The sequence below is a fragment of the Streptococcus sp. 2022WUSS083 genome (assembly GCF_044427155.1).
Taxonomy (GTDB): Bacteria; Bacillota; Bacilli; order Lactobacillales; family Streptococcaceae; genus Streptococcus; species Streptococcus hashimotonensis.
Genome location: NZ_JAOTGK010000003.1, coordinates 261,014 through 285,361, shown reverse-complemented (window position 1 = coordinate 285,361; position 24,348 = coordinate 261,014). Strand labels below are relative to the sequence as shown.

At 42.2% G+C, this 24,348-nt stretch carries 19 protein-coding genes and 3 tRNA genes; 19 read left to right on the top strand and 3 right to left on the bottom strand.

Annotated features, from left to right (window positions below; genetic code table 11):
* The first annotated feature begins 122 nt into the window (after positions 1-122).
* Positions 123-3,389, top strand: a complete 3,267-nt coding sequence (gene rexB, locus ODU41_RS05385) for an ATP-dependent nuclease subunit B (RefSeq protein WP_398578738.1) — start codon at positions 123-125, stop codon at positions 3,387-3,389.
* On the top strand, positions 3,389-7,039 hold the full coding sequence (gene addA / locus ODU41_RS05380; RefSeq protein WP_398578737.1) for a helicase-exonuclease AddAB subunit AddA: 3,651 nt from the start codon (positions 3,389-3,391) through the stop codon (positions 7,037-7,039). Before rexB ends, addA begins: the two co-directional genes overlap by 1 nt.
* A gap of 287 nt (positions 7,040-7,326) precedes the next feature.
* Here addA and plsY read toward each other — a convergent pair whose 3' ends face one another.
* A complete protein-coding gene (plsY, locus tag ODU41_RS05375; protein WP_105159783.1) occupies positions 7,327-7,971 on the bottom strand; it encodes a glycerol-3-phosphate 1-O-acyltransferase PlsY in 645 nt (214 codons plus the stop codon).
* A gap of 142 nt (positions 7,972-8,113) precedes the next feature.
* Between plsY and parE the strand changes: the two genes are divergently transcribed.
* The 15 genes from parE (at position 8,114) to ODU41_RS05300 (ending at position 21,326) form a co-directional block, all read left to right on the top strand.
* A complete protein-coding gene (parE, locus tag ODU41_RS05370) occupies positions 8,114-10,063 on the top strand; it encodes a DNA topoisomerase IV subunit B (RefSeq protein ID WP_002935482.1) in 1,950 nt (649 codons plus the stop codon).
* Between the two features lie 23 nt (positions 10,064-10,086).
* Positions 10,087-10,689: a protein adenylyltransferase Fic gene (gene fic / locus ODU41_RS05365; protein WP_141598900.1), complete on the top strand. Its 603-nt coding sequence runs from the start codon at positions 10,087-10,089 to the stop codon at positions 10,687-10,689.
* A 32-nt stretch (positions 10,690-10,721) separates the two neighbouring features.
* Positions 10,722-11,225 (top strand): YkvA family protein, encoded by a 504-nt coding sequence (locus tag ODU41_RS05360; RefSeq protein WP_398578736.1) that lies wholly within the window; start codon positions 10,722-10,724, stop codon positions 11,223-11,225.
* 28 nt (positions 11,226-11,253) lie between these two features.
* The gene (locus tag ODU41_RS05355) at positions 11,254-11,814 is read left to right on the top strand and encodes a GTP pyrophosphokinase (RefSeq protein WP_398578735.1); all 561 of its coding nucleotides are present in this window, start codon (positions 11,254-11,256) and stop codon (positions 11,812-11,814) included.
* 24 nt (positions 11,815-11,838) lie between these two features.
* Positions 11,839-12,399: a hypothetical protein gene (locus tag ODU41_RS05350; protein ID WP_044681566.1), complete on the top strand. Its 561-nt coding sequence runs from the start codon at positions 11,839-11,841 to the stop codon at positions 12,397-12,399.
* 261 nt (positions 12,400-12,660) lie between these two features.
* Positions 12,661-15,114 (top strand): DNA topoisomerase IV subunit A, encoded by a 2,454-nt coding sequence (gene parC, locus ODU41_RS05345; RefSeq protein WP_398578734.1) that lies wholly within the window; start codon positions 12,661-12,663, stop codon positions 15,112-15,114.
* A gap of 72 nt (positions 15,115-15,186) precedes the next feature.
* Complete coding sequence (locus ODU41_RS05340; protein WP_398578733.1) at positions 15,187-16,107, top strand: hypothetical protein; 921 nt, start codon at positions 15,187-15,189, stop codon at positions 16,105-16,107.
* Positions 16,108-16,268: 161 nt separating this feature from the next.
* Entirely contained in the window at positions 16,269-16,886 is a 618-nt protein-coding gene (locus tag ODU41_RS05335; protein WP_398578732.1) for a DUF4230 domain-containing protein, read from the top strand.
* Between the two features lie 110 nt (positions 16,887-16,996).
* Positions 16,997-18,019 carry a branched-chain amino acid aminotransferase gene (locus tag ODU41_RS05330; RefSeq protein WP_014735910.1) on the top strand — a complete coding sequence of 341 codons (1,023 nt, stop codon included), beginning with the start codon at positions 16,997-16,999 and terminating at the stop codon, positions 18,017-18,019.
* Positions 18,020-18,085: 66 nt separating this feature from the next.
* Positions 18,086-18,319, top strand: coding sequence for a DUF2969 domain-containing protein (locus tag ODU41_RS05325; RefSeq protein ID WP_105095790.1), 234 nt, complete (start codon positions 18,086-18,088; stop codon positions 18,317-18,319).
* Positions 18,320-18,370: 51 nt separating this feature from the next.
* Positions 18,371-18,451, top strand: a tRNA-Tyr gene (locus ODU41_RS05320).
* A gap of 275 nt (positions 18,452-18,726) precedes the next feature.
* Positions 18,727-18,798: transfer RNA gene (locus tag ODU41_RS05315), tRNA-Gln, on the top strand.
* A 123-nt stretch (positions 18,799-18,921) separates the two neighbouring features.
* The gene (rpsA, locus tag ODU41_RS05310; protein ID WP_024395145.1) at positions 18,922-20,127 is read left to right on the top strand and encodes a 30S ribosomal protein S1; all 1,206 of its coding nucleotides are present in this window, start codon (positions 18,922-18,924) and stop codon (positions 20,125-20,127) included.
* A gap of 37 nt (positions 20,128-20,164) precedes the next feature.
* Positions 20,165-20,236 (top strand) — tRNA-Arg (locus ODU41_RS05305).
* A gap of 61 nt (positions 20,237-20,297) precedes the next feature.
* Positions 20,298-21,326 carry a threonine aldolase family protein gene (locus ODU41_RS05300; protein WP_398578731.1) on the top strand — a complete coding sequence of 343 codons (1,029 nt, stop codon included), beginning with the start codon at positions 20,298-20,300 and terminating at the stop codon, positions 21,324-21,326.
* Positions 21,327-21,344: 18 nt separating this feature from the next.
* Here the strand turns inward: ODU41_RS05300 and ODU41_RS05295 are convergent, their stop codons facing one another.
* Entirely contained in the window at positions 21,345-21,728 is a 384-nt protein-coding gene (locus ODU41_RS05295; protein WP_024395143.1) for a hypothetical protein, read from the bottom strand.
* 60 nt (positions 21,729-21,788) lie between these two features.
* Positions 21,789-22,202: a DUF6556 family protein gene (locus ODU41_RS05290; RefSeq protein WP_024401687.1), complete on the bottom strand. Its 414-nt coding sequence runs from the start codon at positions 22,200-22,202 to the stop codon at positions 21,789-21,791.
* A gap of 112 nt (positions 22,203-22,314) precedes the next feature.
* Here ODU41_RS05290 and ODU41_RS05285 point away from each other — a divergent pair, with 112 nt between their 5' ends.
* Together ODU41_RS05285 and ODU41_RS05280 are read left to right on the top strand one after the other, a co-directional pair.
* Positions 22,315-23,457: a cysteine desulfurase family protein gene (locus tag ODU41_RS05285; protein ID WP_248031076.1), complete on the top strand. Its 1,143-nt coding sequence runs from the start codon at positions 22,315-22,317 to the stop codon at positions 23,455-23,457.
* Positions 23,458-23,463: 6 nt separating this feature from the next.
* Positions 23,464-24,348, top strand: a complete 885-nt coding sequence (locus ODU41_RS05280) for a DapH/DapD/GlmU-related protein (protein WP_044762094.1) — start codon at positions 23,464-23,466, stop codon at positions 24,346-24,348.

Below are 24,348 nucleotides of genomic sequence, written 5' to 3'. Positions count from 1 at the left end.
GAAATTTAGATAAATGTAGAAAGAATTACCTTTCTGAAAAAATGGTCCATTGGACCATTTTTTTTTGTTTGAATTTTGATATACTAGACATAGTATATTCAATGAAAGAATGAGAATTTGATATGAAATTAGTTTATACAGATATTCGCAATCCTCTGACGCAGTATTTAACGGATACCGCAGCAGAATTTGCTAAGGAAGCTAAGCGAGTTTTTTACATTGCTCCAAACTCTCTATCCTTTGAGATGGAGCGCAAGGTCTTGGAATATTTGCCTGAACAGGCAACTTTTGATATTATCGTGACCCGTTTTGGGCAATTGGCCCGCTATTTGATGATTGATAGGAAAGAAGCAGGTCAACCGCTGGATGATGTTGGTCTGGCCATGATTTTCTTTCGTGTGCTATCGCAATTTAAAGACGGCGACTTGAAAGTCTATGGTCGTTTACAGACAGATTTTGGGTTTATTAACCAGCTAGTTGCTTTATATAAAGAATTGCAACGGGCAAATATGTCTATTTTGGACTTGGGAGCCATGGAGTCACCAGATAAGCAGGCTGATTTGGTAAAGATTTTTCTGGCTGTAACAGACATTTTGTCCAAAGAAGGCTTTGAGCATCAGTCTCAGTTAGCACAGCTGACTAGCTTGGTGGAAACTGGTCAGTTGGATGAGCAGTTGAAGAACATTGTGCTGGTGGTAGACGGATTTTCTCGTTTTTCGGCAGAAGAAGAAGCTTTAGTAAGTGCTTTAAATGAACGGGTGTCGGAAATCCTGATTGGTGTATATGCCAGCAAGAAAGCTGTGCAAGCGACCTATGCGGAAGGGAACGTTTATCAAGCCAACGTTGACTTTTTACGTCAGTTATCAACGCAGTTCCAGACTAAGGCTACTTATATTGGTCAAGAGCCAGTCTTGGACAGTATTGGTAAATTTTCAAAGAATATGGAAGCCTATTATGACTACAGCGGGACCATGATAGACTTGACTCCAGCAGACCAAGAAAAAATCCAACTATGGGAAGTCGTTAACCAAAAAGAAGAAGTTGAGCAGGTTGCGACTGCAATTCGTCAGCATGTGCATCAAGGGGCTCGCTATAAAGACATCTTATTACTTTTGGGTGATGTAGATAGCTACAAGTTGCAGATTGGCAAGATTTTTGACAAGTATGATATTCCTTACTATTTCGGCAAGGCAGAGGAGATGAGTCATCATCCCCTGGTTCATTTTGTGGAGTCCTTGGAGCGCTTGCGCCGCTATCGTTTCCGTGCGGAAGACCTGCTCAATCTCCTCAAATCTGGTTTGTACGCCAGCATTTCCCAAAAGGAGCTGGACCTATTTGAGTCTTACATCCTCTTTGCGGATATGAAGGGGCAGGCTGCTTTTTCGCGGGCTTTTTCGGTCAATGGCAGAGCGGACTACGATGCTGAAGCCATCAAGGAGAAAAGGCTTGTCTATGATTTGACTGTCTTGGACCCCCTACGTGCTAAGATTATGGAGCCTTTGAACCAGCTGTTTAAGGCTGGACCACAATCTGGAACTGCCTTGCTTGAGAAATTTATGGCTTTTTTGGAGGCAATTGAGCTTCCTAAAAATATGGAAAAAATGTCTCGAAATTTGAGTGAGGTAGAGCAAGAAAAAGAAGAGCAGGTCTGGAAAAGTTTTACCCATATTCTAGAGAATTTTCATCAGATTTTCGGAAAAGAAAAATTGAAAATGGATGATTTTCTGGCTATTTTACAGGCCGGCATGCAGGCTAGTCACTATCGTACCGTTCCTGCAACGGTTGATGTGGTCAATGTCAAATCCTATGATTTGATTGAGCCACACACTGCTAAGTATGTTTATGCTATCGGTATGGGCCAGTCCAATTTTCCAAAAGTTGCCAAGAATACCAGTCTATTGACAGAAGAAGAGATGGAGAAAATCAATCTTGTCTCAGCTAGCTCTTCACGTTTTGATTTGGTCAGCCGAGAGAATATCAAGAAGAACCATGCTGCCATGATGTCTCTGCTGAATGCTGCGACGGAACAGTTAGTTATTTCAACTCCTCAGATATATAATGAAGGCGAGGATAGTCTCTCCCCTTATATCAAGATTCTCCAAAAAATGGGGCTGAAAACCGAAGAACGTGGAAGGATGAAAACACTTAGTCCACAAGACATCGGTCACTACAAGAGTCTCTTATCCCGTTTGATTGAGTCGGAAAGACCATCTCTTGATCATGAAGAATGGGAAGGGCAGACGGCCTTCTGGACAGTCTTGGTTCGCCATTTGAAGAAGAAATTGGAGTCGCAAGGCATTGAAATTCCGACCATTACTGGCGAAATTACTTCTAAACAGCTTGCAGCTGATACCTTGGCTGCTTTATATCCAGAGGATAAGCCGCTCAATCTTTCTGCATCCAGCTTGACCAATTTCTACAACAACCAATATCTTTACTTTGTCCGTAATGTTCTTCGCTTGCGGGAACAGGAATCCATCCATCCGACTGCCTTTCAGCATGGTTTGTTCTTGCATCGGATTTTTGAACGAGTGGTCATGGACCAATCTGATCTAGATTTTGATCAAAAAGTGGACAAGGCCATCCTGCATACGCGTGACGAGGCAGAATTTGCTATGTTTTATAACCAGGATGCGGATGCTCGTTATACGGAGGAGGTGCTGGATAAGATTGCTCGCTCCAGTGCAACCATTTTGCGGGATAATGATTTGGTTGAAATTGATGGTCAGGAAAAGAGTTTCCGTCAGGATAAGGCGCTGGTTTTTGACCTTCAAAATGGCAAGAGTGTACATGTAAATGGTACAATTGACCGCTTGGATACCTTACAAATCAATCAGGCTGTCGGTGTTGTAGATTACAAGTCCAGCGACCAATCTTTTTCAGTTGGAGAATTTTACAATGGTCTAAAACCTCAGTTGGTGACCTACCTGGCAGCCTTACAAGAGCTGGATGAAACCAAGGATAAACCTGTTTTTGGGGCTATGTATTTGCATTTGCAGGATCCGATTATCAAGTTAAAAGACACAAAGAATTTAGAACAGCTAGAAGGAGCTGCCAATACGAGCTTGGTTTACAAGGGGCTTTTCTTGAAGGAGGGAAGTCAGGGGCTCAATCATTTTTATCAGACTCGTAACCAACTCTACACGGAAGAAGAGTTTGCGGTTTTATTGAACCACAACCAAGAACTCTACAAACAAGCTGCCAAGGACATCCTAGATGGTCGCTTTGCTATTAACCCTTATACCAAAGATGGGCGTTCGGTAGCAGGTGAGCAGTTGAAGGCAATCACTGGTTTTGAGACGGATCGGCACATGGGCATGGCGCGGCGGTTGATCAAAGAGGCCAAGCGTCAAGATTGGATGGAACGAATGAAAGGAGGTCAGGACTAATGGCTTTTGAACAATTTTTAAGCGCGGAAGAAATCAAGGCTGTGCAGCTGGCGGAAGCTAATTCTGATAAGCAACAAAAACGCACACCTGAGCAGATTGAAGCCATCTACACGCACGGTCAGAATGTTCTGGTCTCTGCATCGGCAGGGTCAGGAAAGACCTTCGTTATGGTTCAACGGATTTTGGATAAGTTGAAGCGTGGTGTGGGAATCGACCAGCTCTTTATCTCGACCTTTACAGTCAAAGCGGCTGGTGAATTGAAGGAGCGGGTTGAGAAAAATCTCAATGAAACCATTGCTGAGACGACCGATATGGAAGTGCGTCGGCATTTGTCGGCCCAGTTGGCGGATTTGACCAAGGCGGACATTGGGACCATGGACTCCTTTACGCAGAAATTGGTCATAACCTATGGTTATAGTCTTGGCATTTCTCCGCAGTTTCGGATTTTACAGGATGAGACAGAAAAAGCGAGTCTGAAAAAAGAGGTTTTTGATCAGCTCTTTGCAGATTATCTTGAACAGGATGAAAATGGTACATTCCGCAAACTGGTTCACAATTTTTCAGGCAACCGCAAGGATAATAGTGGTTTTCGTCAAGTTGTTTATCAGGTGCATGATTTTAGTCAATCGACGAGCAGTCCAACTAAATGGCTGAAAGAGCAGGCTGTTCAAGCTGATTTGTACAGTCAAGAGCGTATAGAGCAGATCTTAGAGCAAGGCTTTAAGGAAAAAGTATTAGACAAGCTCTATCAAGCTACAGATTTCTTCCGCTACCATGTGGAATGGGGCAGAAATGACTTTGGTTCCGCCAAGTATTTTGCCAATGTGGAAGAAGTCTTGGATTTGTTGACAGGTTTAGATAGTCTGGACCAGAAGGGCTTGATGGAGCGGGTTGAAAGAATCCTTCTCATCAATGACCAGTCCAGAGGCAAGGGCCTGACCAATGTCAATCGACCAAAAGATGAGCATTTGATAGCCTTTAAAGAAGAATACAATGCTGGCAAGAACCAGATTATCTCAGAATTACGAGATTTGGGTCAGGAAGTTTATGAATTGACCCTGCTGAAAGATTATCAGGTTCAAGCTTTGCCACTGCTTGTATTATTACGTGAGTTTGTCTTGGATTTTTCGCAGGCTTATCTGGATGTCAAAATCAAGGAAGCAGCCTTTGAATTTGGCGATATTGGGCATTTCGCTATTCGTATTTTAGAAGAAAATGCGGACATCCGCCAGTTTTTCCAAGAAAAATACCACGAAGTCATGGTGGACGAGTACCAGGATAACAACCATAGCCAAGAACGGATGTTGGACTTGCTGTCTAACGGTCACAACCGCTTTATGGTGGGCGACATTAAGCAGTCCATCTATCGATTCCGTCAGGCGGATCCGATGATTTTCCAAGAGAAATTTGAACTGTATCAGGCAAATCCTCAGGCTGGGAAATTGATTTTGCTTAAGGAAAACTTCCGTAGTCAGATTGAGGTCTTGGAGGCAACAAATGCTATTTTCACGCGCCTGATGGACCGTCAAGTAGGGGAAATCAAGTATGATGACACCCACAGTCTAGTGGCTGGTAGTCTTGGTCAAAAAATTGCCCAGCCCAAGCATGAGATGGAATACTTTATTTACGACCAGCAGGATAGCGCACATTCATCAGCGGATGCTGAGGAGGATGCTCTTCTTACTGCAGGTGAAATTGAGGTCGTTGCAAAAGAGATTATTCGTCTTCACAATGAAGAAGGTGCAGACTTCAAAGACATCACTCTCTTGGTGCAAAAACGGACGCACAATGACCTCATTATGTCCATTTTTGAAAAACATGGGATTCCTATTGTGACAGATGGCGGAGCAGCCTCCTATCTGCAATCTTTAGAAGTCATGATCATGCTGGATACCTTGCGGGTTATCAATAATCCACTCAATGACTACGCCTTGGTTGCACTGCTTAAATCGCCTATGTTCCGATTCGATGAGGATGAACTGACACGGATTTCCTTGCAGACTGGGACGGGTTTCTTTTACCAGAAAATGGAAATAGCCCAGCAAGCAAGTGGACAACATCCTGAACTGATGTCAGGAGAGTTGATGAAGAAAATCAAGGATTTCTTGTCTATTTTGGAAAACTGGCGTGCCTATGCCAAACTGCATTCTATTTATGACCTGATTTGGAAGATTTTCAATGAAAAATTCTACTATGACTATGTCGGTGCTCTTCCAAATGGCAGCAAGCGTCAGGCCAATCTATATGCACTAGGTCTGCGTGCCAACCAGTTTGAAAAAACAGGCTACAAGGGCTTGTCCCGCTTCATCGCCATGATTGACCGTGCCTTAGCAAATGATAAGGATTTGGCAGATGTACAAGAGTTTCTACCGCAAAATGCTGTACAGCTTATGACCATTCACAAGTCAAAAGGTTTGGAGTTCAAGTATGTCTTCCTCATGAACATCGATAAGCGATTCAACTTGGAAGACCATTACCAGTCAGTCATCATCAGCCGGAAAAATGGTCTGGGTATCCAATATTTAGCGGATATGAAAGATAAGGTAACTAGCCCATTACCTCAGGTGCGAGTCTTAATGAACACCCTGCCTTATCAAAATAATCTCCAAGAGCTCAAAATTGCCAATCTTTCAGAACAAATGCGGTTACTTTATGTTGCACTAACGCGTGCCGAGAAGAAGCTGTATCTGGTTGGAAAGGGCAATGCTGACAAGTTAGCTGAAAAATACGATGGTAAAAAGGAAGATGGCGTACTTGCCCAATCAACTCGTGAAAGTACGGCGACCTTCCAAGACTGGATTCTAGCCATTGATGAGGCCTTTTCAGGAGAAGACTTGCATTTCAAGAAAGTCTTTGTGACGGATGAGGATTTGACAGAGGAGAAGATTGGTAAACTGACATTGAAGAATAAGCTAGAAGACGCCAGCCTTAAAGATATTCGTCAATCAGAAGACATCGCCCAGGCCTTGGACCAGTTGTCTTCTGTTCAAGAGTTGAACGAACGCTATAAGGCTGCCATTGAATTGCCAAGTTTACGCACTCCAAGTCAAATCAAGAAACTCTATGAGCCTGTCTTGGAACAAGAAGGCATGGAAGTTATGGAAAAATACCAGCCCAAATGGACCTTTGCCTTACCAGATTTTTCCAAGAAACCAAAAATCACTGGAGCCCAAGTCGGTTCAGCAGTTCATGAACTCATGCAACGTTTGGATCTGTCTTGGTTGGTGACAGAAGATACGGTAAGAGAAGCCTTAGAAGCTGTTCATGCTGAGCAAGCGGTTAAAGATAAAATCAATGTTCAGATGATTTTGGATTTCTTTGATACAGACTTAGGAAGAGAAATTCTAGCCAATACAGACAAACTCCACAGAGAAGCTCCATTTGCAAGTTTGCAGACAGATTCTTTGTCGCAGGAACAATTTGTCCTTCGTGGGATTATCGATGGCTACCTACTATATGATGATCATATTGTCCTCTTTGATTACAAGACAGACAAATATGACCAACCAAGCCAACTCAGCCAACGTTACCAAGCTCAAATGCAACTCTATGCCGAGGCATTGAAAAAAGCCTACAAGATAAATCGTGTAGACTGCCATTTGATTTTGCTTGGTGGGGAGAGGATTGAAGTGGTTGAAGTCAACATATAGCCATTTAGTTTTTCTTTTATTACTTCGACGCAAGAGGAAACTCCGTTTCTTTATTTCCAACTTCAAACATTCCACTGGATTGTTTGAACTCGCTTTGCCGTACTCTGCAGGGGGTAACTTGCTCCGCAAGTGCTATCTCCAACCTTGCACAGTCACTCGACTGTACAAGCTGTCTGCAGCTATTGAGGCGAACTTTGTTCGCTATATCTCCAACCTCCAAAGGTTCCCCGAACCTTTGGAGCGAGTACTAAAAGTAAACTAAAAGACTATAAATGAAAAGCGAGTGGTTAAACTCGCTTTTTCTGTTTGGTTAGATTGAGTCCGAATGGGACAAGGTTCTCTTCTTTTTTCAAAATCCGCTGGATATTTTCCTTGTGGCGGATAATGACAAATAGGCCCAAAAAGACGATAATCACTGTAAAGAGCCAGTCGTAGCTTGGCAGGATGATTCCTATTGCTGGAAATAGCAGAGCTCCTAAGATTGCTAAAGCAGCAGCCAATACGCTGGAGAAGGAAACCATCGAAGTGAGGTAAAGAGAAGTCACAAAGATGACAACCAGATAGAGACAGAAAGCAGGTGCGACGCCTAGAAGCATACCAGCAGATGTTGCAACCGCCTTTCCACCTTTGAATTGGGCAAAGATAGGGAAAGTATGTCCTAAGACAGCCATTAACCCAAATACAATCGGAGAAATTCCTTGGGCATGAAAGATCAGCGGAAGCAAGGCTGCCAACGTTCCCTTGAGAAAATCAATTACAAATACAATCGTACCAGCCTTTGGACCTAAAATACGGAATGTGTTGGTTGTTCCAGTATTTCCCGAACCATGTTCACGAATGTTGATATTGAAAAAAGTTTGACCTATCCAAAGTCCTGACGGGATAGATCCCAATAAATATGCAATAAATAGTAAAATAAGATTGACTAACATGTTTTCATTATAGCATATTTTCATCTAATTTAGTCCAAAATCTTATTTTGTGAGCTGTCTCAGCCGATAGGTAGCAGAAATATTTTGCAAAAATGCTAAAAAACTTGTAATATAGAAAGGATGATAAGTATGGAGGTCAATTTTGGCTAAGAAAGAGATTGATATAAATAATTACAATGATGATGCCATTCAGGTATTGGAAGGCCTAGATGCCGTTCGCAAACGCCCTGGTATGTACATCGGATCCACAGACGGAAATGGCTTGCACCACATGGTCTGGGAGATTGTCGACAACGCTGTCGATGAAGCCTTGTCTGGTTTCGGTGATCGGATTGACGTGACTATTAACAAGGACGGTAGCCTGTCTGTTTCCGACCGTGGACGTGGAATGCCTGTCGGTATGCACGCAACAGGCAAGCCAACGGTTGAAGTCATCTTCACCGTTCTCCACGCAGGTGGTAAGTTCGGTCAAGGTGGCTACAAGACTTCAGGTGGTCTCCACGGGGTTGGTTCTTCGGTGGTCAATGCCCTGTCCAGCTGGTTGGAAGTTGAGATTACCCGTGACGGTGCTGTTTACAAGCAACGGTTTGAGCAGGGCGGAAAGCCAGTCACGACTTTAGAGAAGATTGGTACCGCTCCAAAATCAAAAACAGGTACAAAAGTTACCTTTATGCCTGACGATACCATCTTCTCAACGACTGATTTCAAGTTCAACACCATTGCCGAACGCCTGAAAGAATCAGCCTTCTTGCTCAAACAAGTCACCATGACCTTGACAGATGAGCGGACTGGCGAGCAGGAAGAATATCACTATGAAAATGGCGTGCAGGACTTTGTATCCTACCTCAACGAAGACAAGGAAACTCTGACACCTGTCCTCTATTTCGAAGGAGAAGATGCAGGATTCCAGGTCCAAGTGGCTATGCAGTACAATGACGGCTATTCAGACAACATCCTCTCCTTCGTTAACAACGTTCGGACCAAGGATGGCGGTACCCACGAAACAGGGCTCAAACTAGCCATTACCAAGGCTATGAATGACTACGCCCGCAAGACCAACTTGCTCAAGGAAAAGGACAAGAACTTGGAAGGCTCCGACTACCGTGAAGGTCTGTCTGCGGTCCTTTCTATCCTTGTGCCAGAAGAGCATTTGCAGTTTGAAGGGCAGACCAAGGACAAGCTGGGAAGCCCCTTGGCACGACCTGTGGTGGACGGCATTGTATCAGATAAGCTGACCTTCTTCCTTTTGGAAAATGGCGAGCTAGCCTCTAATCTAGTTCGAAAGGCCATTAAGGCCCGTGATGCCCGCGAGGCTGCGCGTAAGGCACGTGACGAATCCCGAAATGGTAAGAAAAACAAGAAGGACAAGGGGCTTCTGTCAGGTAAGCTAACTCCAGCCCAGTCCAAAAATCCAGCCAAAAATGAACTCTATCTGGTCGAGGGAGATTCAGCCGGAGGCTCTGCCAAACAGGGCCGTGACCGCAAGTTCCAAGCCATTCTACCTTTGCGTGGTAAGGTTATCAATACCGCCAAGGCAAAAATGGCGGACATCCTCAAAAACGAAGAAATCAATACCATGATTTACACCATTGGTGCAGGTGTTGGGTCAGATTTTACGCTGGAAGATGTCAACTATGACAAGATTATTATCATGACCGATGCGGATACGGATGGTGCCCACATTCAGACCCTCTTGCTGACTTTCTTCTATCGCTATATGCGACCATTGGTAGAAGCAGGACGGGTTTACATCGCCCTTCCGCCACTTTATAAGATGTCAAAAGGCAAGGGCAAGACAGAAAAGATTGCTTATGCTTGGTCTGACGGAGAATTAGAAGATCTCCGCAAGGATTTTGGCAAGGGCTTTATCCTCCAACGCTACAAGGGACTTGGTGAGATGAATGCCGATCAACTCTGGGAAACAACCATGAACCCTGAAACTCGTACCCTTATCCGTGTCACCATTGAAGACCTAGCCCGTGCTGAACGCCGTGTATCCGTCCTCATGGGCGACAAGGTCGAGCCACGCCGCAAGTGGATTGAAGACAATGTGAAGTTTACCTTGGAGGAAGCGACAGCTTTTACTAAATAATCTCAGGGAAGTTGAGGTGCAGTATGGTTTTAGAAAATAAATTGGGGATTGAAAATTCGGCTGAATTAGCTCGTCTTGAAGAACAAATCAGCAAGAAAAAAGCAGCCCTCTTATTTGAAACTGGTCAACTGTTCCAGATAGAAGTTGGGACTTTTGCAGGTTTGGCACACATTCATCGTACTTTATTTGAGGATATTTACGACTTTGCAGGCAAAATTCGTGATGTCAACATTGCCAAAGATAATTTTCAATTCGCTCCACGAATCTTTCTTGAGCAGTCTTTGGCCTATATTGACAAGCTACCTCATGAAACCTTTGACGAAATCGTTGAAAAATATGCGGATATGAACATTGCACATCCATTCCGTGAAGGAAATGGACGCAGTATGCGTATCTGGCTGGATTGTATGCTACGGGCTAGTTTGGGCAAGGTGGTTGATTGGAATAGTATTGATAAAGATGACTATTTCAATGCCATGATTAGAAGTCATGTATCAACAGGCGAGCTTAAATATTTATTATTGAAGGCATTAACAGAGAATCTTGATCAAGCAACATATTTCAAAGGCATCGACCATTCTTATTACTATGAGGGTTATAACCTTTATCGTACTGAGGATTTGTAAATCTAGCACAGACAAACTATGTGAGGTGTTTTATGCCATTAAGAGGAAAATTAACTGACCATTTTCAAAAACGGTTGTCTGAATGGGCTCGAAAGCGCAAGCCATTTAAAAATAAACAGGAGTTGGAAGAGAAATTTGACCAAGCATTGAAGATTTGGCAATCTTCCAAAACTCGGCAACATGCAGAAAACTTGCTATCTGAGCAAGGAAAATTAGAACATTTTTTACATAGCACGGAACGGAAACTGTCTCGTATGCCTTTTGGTGGAGATAAGTTTGCGGCTATTCCAGGCTTGATTTCCATGGTGCGAAGCTATATCCGTAGAGATTACAACAAGTTACCCAAAGGGACAATCCTCGCAATTATAGGTGCTTTGATTTATTTTTTCAGCCCTATTGATGCCTTACCAGATTTCATCCTTGGAGCAGGTCTACTTGATGATGCCTTTGTCCTTAATGCCTGTTTGAAATTAATCAAAACAGATGTCGATGACTTTAGAAGCTGGCAAGCAAGCCAGTGGAAAGTGGATGTGTAGCTCTGCTATTTTCAAAAGGAGAAAGAAGATGTTAGAGAAAGTTGAACGCTTAATAAGTGAAATTAACCGTATTCATCTGGAGTATTCAAAGGATTATTTAGAAACTGGTAAGGTTGAAAAGGTCAATCTCAAACATACCTTTGCAAAGGTTCCAACCTGGCCTATTCTGGCTTATCGGCTCAACTTACACGAGGCTATTAATGACTACTTGATGCGTGCTGATGTCAAGGATATTGCCTATTTTTACCGTGTCAAAACATCGGAATCGATTTTGGATAAGATTGAGCGTTTTAAGGATAGAAGAGAGGGCTATCCTGTCAACTCCATTCTCAATGATATTTTCGGTGCTCGTATGATTTTGACTTCTGAGGAAATTGCGGAGGTCATGGAGCGTCTGGATGACTGGCAGGAACAATATGGTCTGAAAAACTGGTATCTGCGTGATAAAGACGGCTATGTCGGCATTCATATCTATTTCAAAAACAAGAGCAATTTCTATTACCCGTGGGAACTGCAACTGTGGGACGAGAAGGATGTAGAAGGCAATATTGCTAGTCATATCAAGTATAAGAGGAAGTTTGTGGGGTAAAATCTATCTGGAGGAGAGAAGTAAATGACTAAGGAAAATATTGAATTATTATCAAGACCTGTTTTACATATGACTATTTGGGGTGTCGCCCCTAGAGAGATTATGGGAAAATATAAGTTTGAAAAAATAAAAAAGCTGGTTCAACTAGAAGCAGCTAACCATTGCATGATTTGCGACAGATTTGTTCCCCATACAATGCAGACTAAGGATTGGATATTTACTCATGAAGTATATCATATTGATAAAGTGAAGAAATGCTATACACTAGAAAAATTTGTAGGTATTTGCCAAGAGTGTCATAATTATATTCACATTGGACGATTGAATGTTTTATATAACCAAGGACAAGTTACAGAGGACTACTTTAACAGGGTCATAAAAAATGGCGATAGACTTCTAGCTACTATTAATCTTGAAAAACAACCAAATGATGATTTTGAAGAACCATATTACTTGGAATATAATAATGAAAGATTTGTAAATGATATCGATCCCGAATTTGCAATAGATTTTTATAAAAAAGGAGGTAATATCATACATTATAATGACTCAAAATTTTTAGATGAAGTTGTTTACTATAAATAATATAGAGTAATCATTTATGAATATGTTTAAGATGGTAGAAAGTATTGGACATATTTTACAAATTTTCTAAAGAGGAAAAAACTCAGAGAGATAAATTTCTTTATATTATCTTATTTTATCTTATTTCCATCTTCATCACTAAAGCTAGTATCTAAAAAATAAAAAGAAAATTTAACTACCCACCAAGAAACAAAGAAAGGAATGTTCAGCTAGTCTGTCTAACTGAACACGGGACTGAATCGTCCCTTTGTATCTTAATTTATGTCTAACATTCAAAACATGTCCCTTGAGGACATCATGGGAGAGCGCTTTGGTCGCTACTCCAAATACATTATTCAGGAGCGGGCTTTGCCGGACATTCGCGACGGTCTAAAGCCCGTGCAACGTCGGATTCTTTATTCTATGAATAAGGATGGCAATACCTTTGACAAGGGCTACCGTAAGTCTGCCAAGTCAGTCGGAAATATCATGGGGAATTTCCACCCGCACGGTGATTCCTCTATTTATGATGCAATGGTCCGCATGAGTCAGGACTGGAAAAACCGCGAGATTTTGGTGGAGATGCACGGAAACAACGGTTCCATGGACGGTGATCCGCCTGCGGCGATGCGTTACACCGAGGCTCGTCTATCGGAAATGGCTGGCTATCTCTTGGCTGACATCGAGAAAAAGACGGTGCCATTTGCCTGGAACTTTGACGATACGGAAAAAGAACCCACAGTGCTACCAGCTGCCTTCCCCAATCTCTTGGTCAATGGAGCGACAGGAATTTCAGCAGGGTACGCGACTGACATCCCGCCGCATAATCTGGCGGAGGTCATCGATGCCGTTGTTTACATGATTGATCATCCGACAGCTAGCTTAGACAAGCTAATGGAGTTCCTTCCTGGACCAGACTTCCCAACAGGTGCCATTATCCAAGGGGCTGACGAAATCAAGAAGGCCTATGAAACTGGTAAGGGTCGTGTCGTAGTTCGTAGCCGTTGTGAAATCGAGCAACTCAAGGCTGGCAAGAAACAGATTGTCATTACCGAGATTCCTTACGAGGTCAATAAGGCTGTTTTGGTCAAGAAGATTGATGATGTCCGTGTCAACAACAAGGTGCCTGGTATTGCCGAGGTGCGCGATGAGTCAGACCGTACAGGTTTGCGGATTGCCATTGAGTTGAAAAAAGACAGCGATGAGCAAACCATTCTCAACTACCTTTACAAATATACCGACCTGCAAATCAATTACAACTTCAACATGGTGGCCATTGACAATTTCACTCCGCGTCAGGTCGGCTTGCAAAAGATTCTTTCTAGCTATATTGCTCACCGACGTGAGATTATCATTGCTCGTTCTAAGTTTGACAAGGAAAAGGCAGAGAAACGCCTCCATATCGTAGAAGGCTTGATCCGTGTTATTTCTATTTTGGACGAGGTCATTGCCCTTATCCGTGCTTCTGAAAACAAGGCGGATGCTAAGGAAAACTTGAAAGTCAGCTATGATTTCAGCGAGGAACAGGCAGAAGCAATCGTGACCTTGCAACTCTACCGCTTGACCAATACCGACATTGTGACCTTGGAAAATGAAGAAGCAGCTCTACGCGAGCAGATTCAGACCTTGGCAGCTATTATCGGTGATGAGCGGACCATGTTCAATCTTATGAAGAAAGAACTGCGTGAGGTTAAGAAGCAGTTTGGCAATCCTCGTTTGAGTGAATTGCAGGATCAGGCAGAAACGATTGAGATTGACACCGCCAGCTTGATTGTCGAAGAAGAAACTTTTGTCAGCGTGACCAAGGCAGGCTATATCAAACGGACAAGTCCTCGTTCATTCAATGCCTCAACCCTTGAAGAAATGGGCAAACGAGAGGATGATCAGCTGATTTTCTTGCAGAATGCCAAGACAACCCAGCATCTCCTGCTCTTTACCAATCTTGGAAATGTCATTTACCGACCTGTCCATGAACTGACAGATATTCGTTGGAAGGACATTGGTGAACACCTGAGCCAGACCTTGATGAACTTTGATACCAATGAAGAGGTTATCTTTGCTGAATTGGTTGAGAATTTTGATGAGGGAACTTATTTCGCGGTGACTAAATACGGTCAAATCAAACGTGTGGAGCGGAAGGAGTTTGCTCCATGGCGGACTTACAAGTCTAAGTCAACCAAGTATGCCAAACTTAAAGATGCGGATGATGTGGTCATTACCGTATCGCCTGTGGTCTTAGACGACATCATGCTCATGACAGAAAAGGGCTACGCTCTGCGATTTAACATCGAAGAAGTGCCAATCATCGGTGCCAAGGCGGCCGGTGTCAAGGCGGTCAACCTCAAGGATGGGGATGTGGTGGCTGCGGCCTTTATCAGCAATACCAGCTCCGTCTATCTCCTGACCCAGCGTGGTAGTTTGAAGCGGATGGCGGCGGAGGAAATCCCTGTGACCAGCCGTGCCAAGCGTGGTTTGCAGGTGCTTCGCGAACTCAAGGCTAAGCCTCACCGTGTCTTTGCGGCTGGTCCAGTCTTGACGGACCAGGGGGATTTTGACCTCTTTAGCACAGCAAATGAAGATGAAACGACTAGTCAAATCCTTCATGTGCAGTCTAAAACGGGCAAACTCTATGAGGTTGATGTGACCCAGCTTAGCCTGTCTGAACGCACTAGCAACGGCAGCTTCATTTCGGATACCATTTCCGATGAAGAAGTGTTGTCTACTTGGATAAAATAAATAAGGAGAAAGATTGTCTTTGGACAGTCTTTTTTGTTATACTGATATGGAATATATGAGGAGAAGAATAGAATGAAAAAAATCCGTAAATACCTGATAATAATTATCTTTTGTTGTATGCTCCCTAGTTTGTCTGCTTGTGCATCTCCAGAGAGTATGTTGGAGTTTTTAGCTGGAAAAGAGCGTTCAGTTTCCGAGGAAGGAATCTATATTGACGCTTTTGAATCGTTTTTCCATGCTAAACCTTCTTTACAAATATATGAACATATTCCGGCAGGATTACTACAAGGAACTTCGATGACCAGCTATGAGGTTGTTATTGGCGATGAATTAGCCAATAACCCTATTTTTAATGTGGGAGAGGCTTCGTGGACGCCTGAAAGTACCATTGATTTACCAGACCCATATGCTCATGATGGAGTAGCCTTCGAGAATGCCCGTAAATTTGTATTTGATGATGTGATTTCACATCCTTTGTGGAGTATTGGAGCTGAAGTTTTCAATAATGAGTGGATCCAGACAAATTTGGTGAAGGAACCCTATAAGATTATTGCGTTAGATAATAAAACAATAAGGAAAAAGGATTTAAATTTATGGCCCTTTGTAACACTTGATTTGGATTCCTTTGATAACACAGCCTATCAAAATGTATCTAGAATACATGAGTTAGTGACTCTTGAACTAGATAAAGAATCAGGTTATTTGACTTATAAAATTGATGAAAATGACAGAGAAGAGCTGGTGAATCTATTTAGAAACCTTTTTTCAGAGGGGTATGTTGGAAAACAAGACGAAGAAAACAGTATCTTTAATCAAATAGGTTTTGTGATTGATACTGACTTCACAACGGAAGAATTGGAAAATGGAGCAAATAATACAGATGTAGTAGGTAGATTTGTCAATTTAGATGCCCTCCCTGAAGGAATGGTTCTCTATTTGTATGACAGTCATTTTAATCTAATTACCTATGGATTGGATGATACTGAGCAATAATAATCTATAAATCAAGATTTAATACTAACGTACCAGCAATGGCAGCTTCATTTCGGATACCATTTCTGATGAAGAAGTCTTCAGAGCCTGGATAGACTAAAAAGATGAAAAGATTGCTCGCAAAGCAGTCTTTTTGCTATACTGTAGGGGAGGTACATATTATGAAAATTATCAAATTATTTTTCGGTATAAAAGTCTATCTATGGCTTGTTCTGTCCTTCCTTCTGTTATTGTGTGGTGTATGGGGATACGGCTACATCTCTGGTGAAAAGAGTAATCAGCAGGAAGTGAGTGTTCATACGGCTATTGAGTCTGTCGAGCAAGTCAATGAATTGGTATTTCTAAATACAGCTGTCCAGAAAATTGTGACCGCTAAAAACTACACGGTCTTATTTGGTCAAGAAATGCCCTTCTCAGAAAAATCAGCCCTCTTAATCATTAAGTACAAGGCAAAATTTGGTATCAAAAGTCCTGTATCCATTGAACATCTTTCTGAAAATCGGTACAAAATTACCCTTCCAGCCTTTGAAGTCATTGGATTGGAATTAGATGCAGAAGAACCTTATACCTTATATGATAAGAGTGGTGAGATACTGAGTTTTGCGACAGAAGAAATCGATACTGCCCAACTCATCACAAATGAATTTCAGTCAGCAGAACAAGAAACGTTTCTAGCAGATTATCAGGAAGACATAAAAGAGTCAGCCAAAAACTACTATCAAAATTTATTTAGTGCTATCTCACCTGAAATTCAACTAGAATTTGTTTTTAAAGAGTAAGAGTCTGGTTTACCAGGCTTTTTCTTATATTCACAAAATTTTCTGAATTTTTAATTGAAAATCACTTTCAAAAGTAGTAAAATAATAAAAAATGAATTTGGAGAAACTATATGACAGTGAACATTGACTGGGAAAACCTTGGTTTTTCTTATATGAAACTACCTTATCGCTTCATCGCTCATTTCAAAAACGGCCAATGGTCTGAAGGGCAATTGACCGAAGATGCCGAACTTCACATTTCAGAAAGCTCACCAGCCCTTCACTATGGCCAGCAGGCTTTTGAAGGCCTCAAGGCCTATCGCACCAAGGAGGGAAAACTCCAGCTCTTTCGTCCAGACCAAAACGCTGAGCGCCTACAACGGACAGCTGACCGCTTGCTCATGGAGCCTGTACCGACGGACCTTTTCATCAAGGCTTGTAAAGAAGTGGTCAAAGCCAACGCAGACTACGTTCCTCCCTATGGAACAGGTGGCACCCTTTATCTCCGTCCGCTCCTGATTGGCGTCGGCGACATCATCGGCGTAAAACCAGCAGAAGAGTACATTTTCACAGTTTTTGCCATGCCGGTCGGCAACTACTTCAAGGGTGGGTTGGCTCCGACCAACTTCCTCATTCAGGACAAGTACGACCGTGCGGCACCAAATGGAACAGGGGCAGCTAAGGTTGGTGGTAACTACGCGGCGTCGCTCTTACCGGGCCAATATGCCAAAAAGCAGGGCTTCTCAGATGTCATCTACCTAGACCCAGCTACCCACACCAAGATTGAAGAAGTAGGGTCTGCTAATTTCTTTGGTATCACAGCTGATAACGAGTTTGTCACACCGATTTCACCATCAATCTTGCCGTCTATTACCAAGTATTCTCTCTTGTACTTGGCAGAGCATCGTCTGGGGATGAAGGCAGTGGAACGAGAAGTCCTTGTCGAAGAATTAGACCAGTTTGTCGAAGCAGGAGCTTGCGGAACAGCTGCAGTCATCTCACCAATTGGTGGTATCCAGATTGCAGACAAACTCCATGTTTTCCATAGTGAAACAGAAGTAGGACCTGTCACTCGTAAATTGTATGAAGAATTAACAGGTATCCAGTTTGGTGATATTGAAGCTCCTGAAGGCTGGATTGTCGAAGTAGATTAATTTCAGAAGGCTTGCACTTGCAAGCTCTTCTCTTTTTTTGTAGAATAGTAAAAGTGAGGTTTGAAAATGAGTAAAAAAGATAAAAAAATTGAAATTCAGATTGAAGATAGCAAAGTTCTTGTCAATAGAGAAGAGTTCCCTGGCTACCGCCTTGTTATAGGTAAAAAAGTAATTGGAGAAATTGCAGAATTGGCTGAACATAACTTTGCAGTTATAAAAAATGGAAACACCGAAAGCTTTTACAAAAAATTAGAAAAAGCAGTCGGAAATATTATTGAAAATTATAATTTAAGTCACTAAAAGGCTTGTAATAGTCGCTATTTTATGTTAGAATAGTGACTGTTAGTGCACGGAGAGATAGCGAAGAGGCTAAACGCGGCGGACTGTAAATCCGCTCCTTCGGGTTCGGGGGTTCGAATCCCTCTCTCTCCATTGAACAGGATACAAAGGACGTTAAGAAATCCGTATGAAAATAGGAAACTGATGTAGTGTGCTAAACACACAAGGAAGTTTATCTTTTTCACTAGGATTTTAGTCCGTGTTCAACTAAGATACGAGAGATGTTCTGGTTTATCAGAAATTTCTGTAGAAAATTAGGAGACTGACGCTGAATGTTAACACTCAAGGAAGGCTATCTATTTTCCTAAGAAATTAATATCGAGTTCAATTTCTTGTGATTAGTAAATAAATGAATTGTATCTATTTTTTGGGGTATCGCCAAGCGGTAAGGCAAGGGACTTTGACTCCCTCATGCGTTGGTTCGAATCCAGCTACCCCAGTAAAGGTACTAGATATAGTCTAGTTCGTCAAAGATGTCTAATTGTTGTTGTCCTTGCGTGTGCCTTAAATAAAATATATTTTATGTTAGGTCGAAAGACCTGATTGTCGGAGGTTTTTTTATAATGAACGAATTTGAAGATTTGTTGAACAGTGTAAGCGAAGTTACACCTGGTGATGTGGTAACTGCAGAAGTATTGACAGTTGATGCTGGTCAAGCAAACGTAGCTATCTCAGGTACTGGTGTTGAAGGCGTATTGACTCTTCGTGAGTTGACTAACGACCGTGATGCTGATATCAACGACCTTGTAAAAGTTGGTGAAACACTTGAATTGTTAGTACTTCGCCAAGTTGTTGGTAAAGATACAGACACTGTTACTTATCTTGTATCTAAAAAACGTTTGGAAGCACGTAAAGCATGGGACAAGCTTGTTGGTCGTGAAGAAGAAGTTGTTACAGTTAAAGTAACTCGTGCCGTTAAAGGTGGTCTTGCAGTTGAATTTGAAGGTCTTCGTGGATTCATCCCAGCTTCAATGATCGACAGCCGTTTCACTCGTAACACTGAGCGTTTTGTAGGTCAAGAATTTAATGCTAAAATCAAAGAAGTTGATCCTGCTGAGAACCGTTTCATCTTGTCACGTCGTGACGTTGTTGAAGCAGAAGCTGCAGCTGCACGTGCTGAAGTATTCGGTAAATTGGCAGTTGGTGAAGTTGTGACTGGTAAAGTTGCACGTATCACAAGCTTCGGTGCATTCATCGACCTTGGTGGTGTAGATGGTTTGGTACACTTGACTGAATTGTCTCACGAGCGTAACGTATCTCCTAAATCAGCTGTAACAGTTGGTGAAGAAGTTGAAGTTAAAGTTCTTGCAATCGACGAAGTTGAAGGTCGCGTATCATTGTCATTGAAAGCTACACAGCCTGGTCCATGGGATGGCGTTGAGCAAAAATTGGCAGCTGGTGATGTCATCGAAGGTAAAGTAAAACGTTTGACTGACTTCGGTGCTTTCGTTGAAGTATTGCCAGGTATCGATGGTTTGGTACACATTTCACAAATTTCACACAAGCGTGTTGAAAATCCAAAAGACGCTTTGTCAGTAGGTCAAGAAGTAACTGTTAAAGTTCTTGAAGTGAACGCAGCTGATGAGCGTGTATCACTTTCTATCAAAGCTTTGGAAGAGCGTCCAGCAGCAGTTGAAGGTGAGGAAAAAGCTGAAAAACGTGCTCCACGTCCACGTCGTCAAAAACGTGAAGAAAAACGTGATTACGAATTGCCAGAAACTCAATCTGGATTCTCAATGGCTGACCTTTTCGGTGACATTGAATTGTAATTCATATAAAAACTTGCCTTGTGCAAGTTTTTCCTTTCCACCCTTAGTGTAATGGATATCACGTAAGATTCCGGTTCTTGAGATGGGGGTTCGATTCCCTCAGGGTGGACTAAAGTGAAAAGCCTGCATTAACAGGCTTTTTTGTTATATTATATCAAGGAGGCTATGATATGTTACATTTTGAAAATGACTATAACAAAGGTGCCCATCCCGTCTTGCTAGAAGCCTTAGTTGCAAGCAACCAAGAAGGTTTATCTGGATATGGCACTGATAAATATACTGAATCTGCTATCGAAAAAATCAGACTTGCTACGGACTGTCCTCATGCACAAGTTACGTTTTTAGCAGGTGGCACGCAGACCAATCAAATTGTCATTTCGTCTATGTTAGCTTCCTATGAAGGAGTCATTGCAGCGGATACTGGTCATATTGCAGTTCATGAAGCAGGGGCAATTGAATTTACAGGTCATAAGGTGCTGGCCTTACCGCATACGGATGGCAAACTTGTTGCAAGTGAAGTTGAGAACTATATTTCCGATTTCTACGCAGATGCTAATCATGCTCACATGGTTCATCCAGGAATGGTTTATATTTCCCACCCGACTGAATATGGTACGCTTTATAGCAAAACAGAGCTAGAAGATTTGTCCAAAGTTTGCCAACAGCATAATATTCCGCTCTTTTTAGACGGTGCTCGCTTGGGTTATGGGCTTGCTGCTCGTGAAACGGATCTTGATTTGAAGACAATTGCAGAGCTGACAGATGTTTTCTACATTGGTGGTACAAAACTTGGTGCCTTGATGGGGGAAGCTTTGGTATTTACAAAGAACAACCAGCCTAAGAATTTCGTATCGATTGTCAAACACCATGGTGCCTTGTTGGCGAAAGGAAGGGTGACAGGTGTCCAGTTTGATTGCTTATTTACTGATGACTTGTATCTTGAATTGGGGCGTCATGCTATCGCAATGGCAGAGCAACTGACCCAGATTCTGGAAGAGAAAGGCTTTCAATTCTATCTCAAATCACCGACCAATCAGCAATTTGTTATTGTTAAGAATGAAGAATTGGCTAGATTGACAGAAGCTGGAATTGCCTATGGCTTCTGGGAGAAATACGACGATAGCCACAGTATCATCCGCTTTGCGACCAGCTGGTCAACTAGTCAAGCGGATATTGATGCGTTAAGGAATAGATTATAATTAATAAAAAAGAAAGGGTTAGCCTTTCTTTTTAGTTTGTAAATAATGATAGCGATAAACTGCATAACGTTCAATAAGGCGATAGCCTATTCCTCCTGCGATTGCATGTACAATCAGGGCAATGTGCAATTCTAGTGGTGCTTTTATAGTGATACCAAATAGAATACCGATTACAGTCCATCCTAGTATCACCCACCATAAGTACTTAAATGGAGCATACTGACCATCCTGGTCTTTAACTTCACTGGAAACCCTGATTGAACAACCGGTCAATACTCCCATGGGGAGCAATGAACGAGTATCAAATGGTTCTGGTAAAAATGACGATAAGGCGAAGACTTGTATAAGTGCAAAAATCAGTAGCCAAACGAAAATCGGCGTTTTTAGAATGACGTATTTCATATTGCACACCTCCTGAAATTAGTATCTCAAATCCAAGAAAGTAAAACAAATATTTTTGTGCTATTGATTAGAAGTCGTTTCGGATGCCCCACTAGTTACCTCTGTATCAGTACTGGTTTCTGTCCTTGTCTCCGAAGCTTGAGTAGCAGACGTTTCTGTAGACGAGGAAGAGGCAGTAGACTCTACTGAAGAGCTGGTCTCGATTTGGGTTGAGGATGTTGTTTCGGAGCTTAAACTTGTTAAATCTTGTACTTCAGTTAACGGATTGTCGCTGGATGATTGGCTGGGGCTAGTGTCGCTAGATGATGAAATGGTAGTACTTGGAGATGTTGAGGATGTTGCAGGTTTTGCTGTAAAGGTGTAGATAGTGATGCAGGCAGTGATAATCCCTAAAATAGACCCGATAAAGGTTAAATATTTTTGAAAATTAGTTAAACCAGCCGGTTTTTTATTTGTATTCTTACGTGTATTCATGATGTACCTCCACCTTTAGTTTAAGATAGGAAGTTTAAAACTATCTTAAAGATTGCCGAAAGGCATGAAAACATGATAAAATAGGACTATTGCAATAAAAGGAATATAAAAAATGATATATTTTGATAATGCGGCAACGACACAGGTCTATCCAGAAGTTCTCAAGACCTATACGGAAGTGGCGACAAAAATCTGGGGAAACCCCTCTAGCCTCCATAGTCTAGGCAGTCAGGCAACCCGTATTTTGGAAGCATCTCGCAAGCAAATCGCAGAATTACTTGGCCAGGATAGCAAAGAAATCTTTTTCACCTCAGGTGGTACGGAAGGTGACAACTGGGTCATCAAGGGAGTGGCATTTGAAAAGGCACATTTGGGCAAGCACATCATCGTGTCAGCTATTGAGCATCCAGCGGTAAAAGAATCAGCACTTTGGCTCAAAACGCAAGGTTTTGAGGTGGATTTGGCTCCGGTCAATGCCCAAGGTTTTGTGGATGTTGCAGCCTTAGAAAGCTTGATTCGTCCAGATACCACACTGGTTTCTATCATGGCCGTCAACAATGAAATTGGTGCTATTCAGCCCATTCAGGAAATCTCCCAACTCTTAGCTGATAAGCCGACTATCTCCTTCCACGTGGATGCGGTGCAGGCAATCGGCAAGGTGCCAACGGAACGGTATTTGACAGACCGAGTTGATTTTGCCAGTTTTTCAGGTCACAAATTCCACTCTGTCAGAGGAGTAGGTTTCGTCTATGTCAAGTCAGGCAAGAAAATCGCTCCGCTATTGACAGGAGGAGGACAGGAAAGCGACAAACGCTCAACAACGGAAAATGTGGCTGGTATCGCCGCGACTGCTAAGGCGCTCCGCTTGACCTTGGACAAGGCGGTAGATAGCCAGAAGCGGCTGGCAGCTATGAAGCAGATTCTTGTGGATGAATTGGGCAAATATGCCGATGTGACAGTCTTTTCTGGGCTAGAGGACTTTGTGCCAAGCATTGTGACCTTTGGGATTAAGAATATTCGAGGCGAAGTCATTGTCCACGCCTTTGAAGATCACCAGATTTACATTTCGACCACCTCAGCCTGCTCATCCAAGGCTGGAAAACCAGCTGGAACACTGATTGCTATGGGTGTTCCGCAGAAGTTGGCTCAAACTGCCGTCCGTATCAGCTTGGATGATGACAACGATATGGGGCAAATTGAACAATTCCTCACGATTTTCAAACAAATTTATCAGAACACACAGAAAGTAAGGTAGCAACTGATGACGGATGTTCTTTCGGAATCAAAGTTAATCAAAAAAGGAAGTTTTTATGATTTTCAGCTTTCGCCAGTTGGGAAACTCTCAGTTGGAAATAATGTTGTTTTGCGTAATTTTATCAGTATTGAAGTCAACAATGGTGCGTCTTTAACATTGGGTGACAATGTTTATATCAACAACTATTCGAATATCCGTTGTTTTCACTCGATTGAGATTGGTGAAAATACTATGCTAGGAGATGGTGTGCGAATTTTTGACTTTGATCATTCTTATTCTGCTTACCATATTGGCAGGTTGTCTTCTACAGTTGCTCCAGTTGTAATTGGCAAAAATTCCTGGATTGGAGCGAACTGTGTGATTACAAAAGGAGTCACCATTGGAGATAATGTAATCATCGGTGCAGGGACTGTTGTTACAAAAGATGTTCCAAATGATTCTTTGGTATATGGTCAAAAGAATTTAGTTATAAAGAAAAGAGAACAAGCCAGTACACATGCTTTTATCCTTACAGTATCAGATAGGATTGAGCATATTGAGTATCTGCTGGAACATTTACCGGAGATGGATTTTCATATAGCTGCTCCAACCTGTATCTCTTCAAGTTTGGAACAATTAGGGCGCAAATTTTCCAACTGTCAACTTTATCCATTGGTGTATGCAGATTATAGTTTGGATATATTACTGAAGCAAGCAGATTGTTACTTAGATATCAATCATGGTAGAGAAGTAGATGAAATAATTAGTAAAGCATTAGAATACAATAAGGTTATCCTCTCTTTTTCAAATACTTCTCATCGTTTGGATGAAGATAAAATTATTCAAATTGATTCAGAGAAACCGGAGTTGATGGTTTCAGAACTTAAAAATATTATAGGAAGTAGGCAGTAG

What these genes read in the sequence shown, in the direction of transcription:
- rexB (WP_398578738.1), top strand. Translation starts at nt 123, where the DNA reads ATGAAATTAGTTTATACAGATATTCGCAATCCTCTGACGCAGTATTTA.
- addA (WP_398578737.1), top strand. Translation starts at nt 3,389, where the DNA reads ATGGCTTTTGAACAATTTTTAAGCGCGGAAGAAATCAAGGCTGTGCAG.
- plsY (WP_105159783.1), bottom strand. Translation starts at nt 7,971, where the DNA reads ATGTTAGTCAATCTTATTTTACTATTTATTGCATATTTATTGGGATCT.
- fic (WP_141598900.1), top strand. Translation starts at nt 10,087, where the DNA reads ATGGTTTTAGAAAATAAATTGGGGATTGAAAATTCGGCTGAATTAGCT.
- ODU41_RS05360 (WP_398578736.1), top strand. Translation starts at nt 10,722, where the DNA reads ATGCCATTAAGAGGAAAATTAACTGACCATTTTCAAAAACGGTTGTCT.
- ODU41_RS05355 (WP_398578735.1), top strand. Translation starts at nt 11,254, where the DNA reads ATGTTAGAGAAAGTTGAACGCTTAATAAGTGAAATTAACCGTATTCAT.
- ODU41_RS05350 (WP_044681566.1), top strand. Translation starts at nt 11,839, where the DNA reads ATGACTAAGGAAAATATTGAATTATTATCAAGACCTGTTTTACATATG.
- parC (WP_398578734.1), top strand. Translation starts at nt 12,661, where the DNA reads ATGTCTAACATTCAAAACATGTCCCTTGAGGACATCATGGGAGAGCGC.
- ODU41_RS05340 (WP_398578733.1), top strand. Translation starts at nt 15,187, where the DNA reads ATGAAAAAAATCCGTAAATACCTGATAATAATTATCTTTTGTTGTATG.
- ODU41_RS05335 (WP_398578732.1), top strand. Translation starts at nt 16,269, where the DNA reads ATGAAAATTATCAAATTATTTTTCGGTATAAAAGTCTATCTATGGCTT.
- ODU41_RS05330 (WP_014735910.1), top strand. Translation starts at nt 16,997, where the DNA reads ATGACAGTGAACATTGACTGGGAAAACCTTGGTTTTTCTTATATGAAA.
- ODU41_RS05325 (WP_105095790.1), top strand. Translation starts at nt 18,086, where the DNA reads ATGAGTAAAAAAGATAAAAAAATTGAAATTCAGATTGAAGATAGCAAA.
- rpsA (WP_024395145.1), top strand. Translation starts at nt 18,922, where the DNA reads ATGAACGAATTTGAAGATTTGTTGAACAGTGTAAGCGAAGTTACACCT.
- ODU41_RS05300 (WP_398578731.1), top strand. Translation starts at nt 20,298, where the DNA reads ATGTTACATTTTGAAAATGACTATAACAAAGGTGCCCATCCCGTCTTG.
- ODU41_RS05295 (WP_024395143.1), bottom strand. Translation starts at nt 21,728, where the DNA reads ATGAAATACGTCATTCTAAAAACGCCGATTTTCGTTTGGCTACTGATT.
- ODU41_RS05290 (WP_024401687.1), bottom strand. Translation starts at nt 22,202, where the DNA reads ATGAATACACGTAAGAATACAAATAAAAAACCGGCTGGTTTAACTAAT.
- ODU41_RS05285 (WP_248031076.1), top strand. Translation starts at nt 22,315, where the DNA reads ATGATATATTTTGATAATGCGGCAACGACACAGGTCTATCCAGAAGTT.
- ODU41_RS05280 (WP_044762094.1), top strand. Translation starts at nt 23,464, where the DNA reads ATGACGGATGTTCTTTCGGAATCAAAGTTAATCAAAAAAGGAAGTTTT.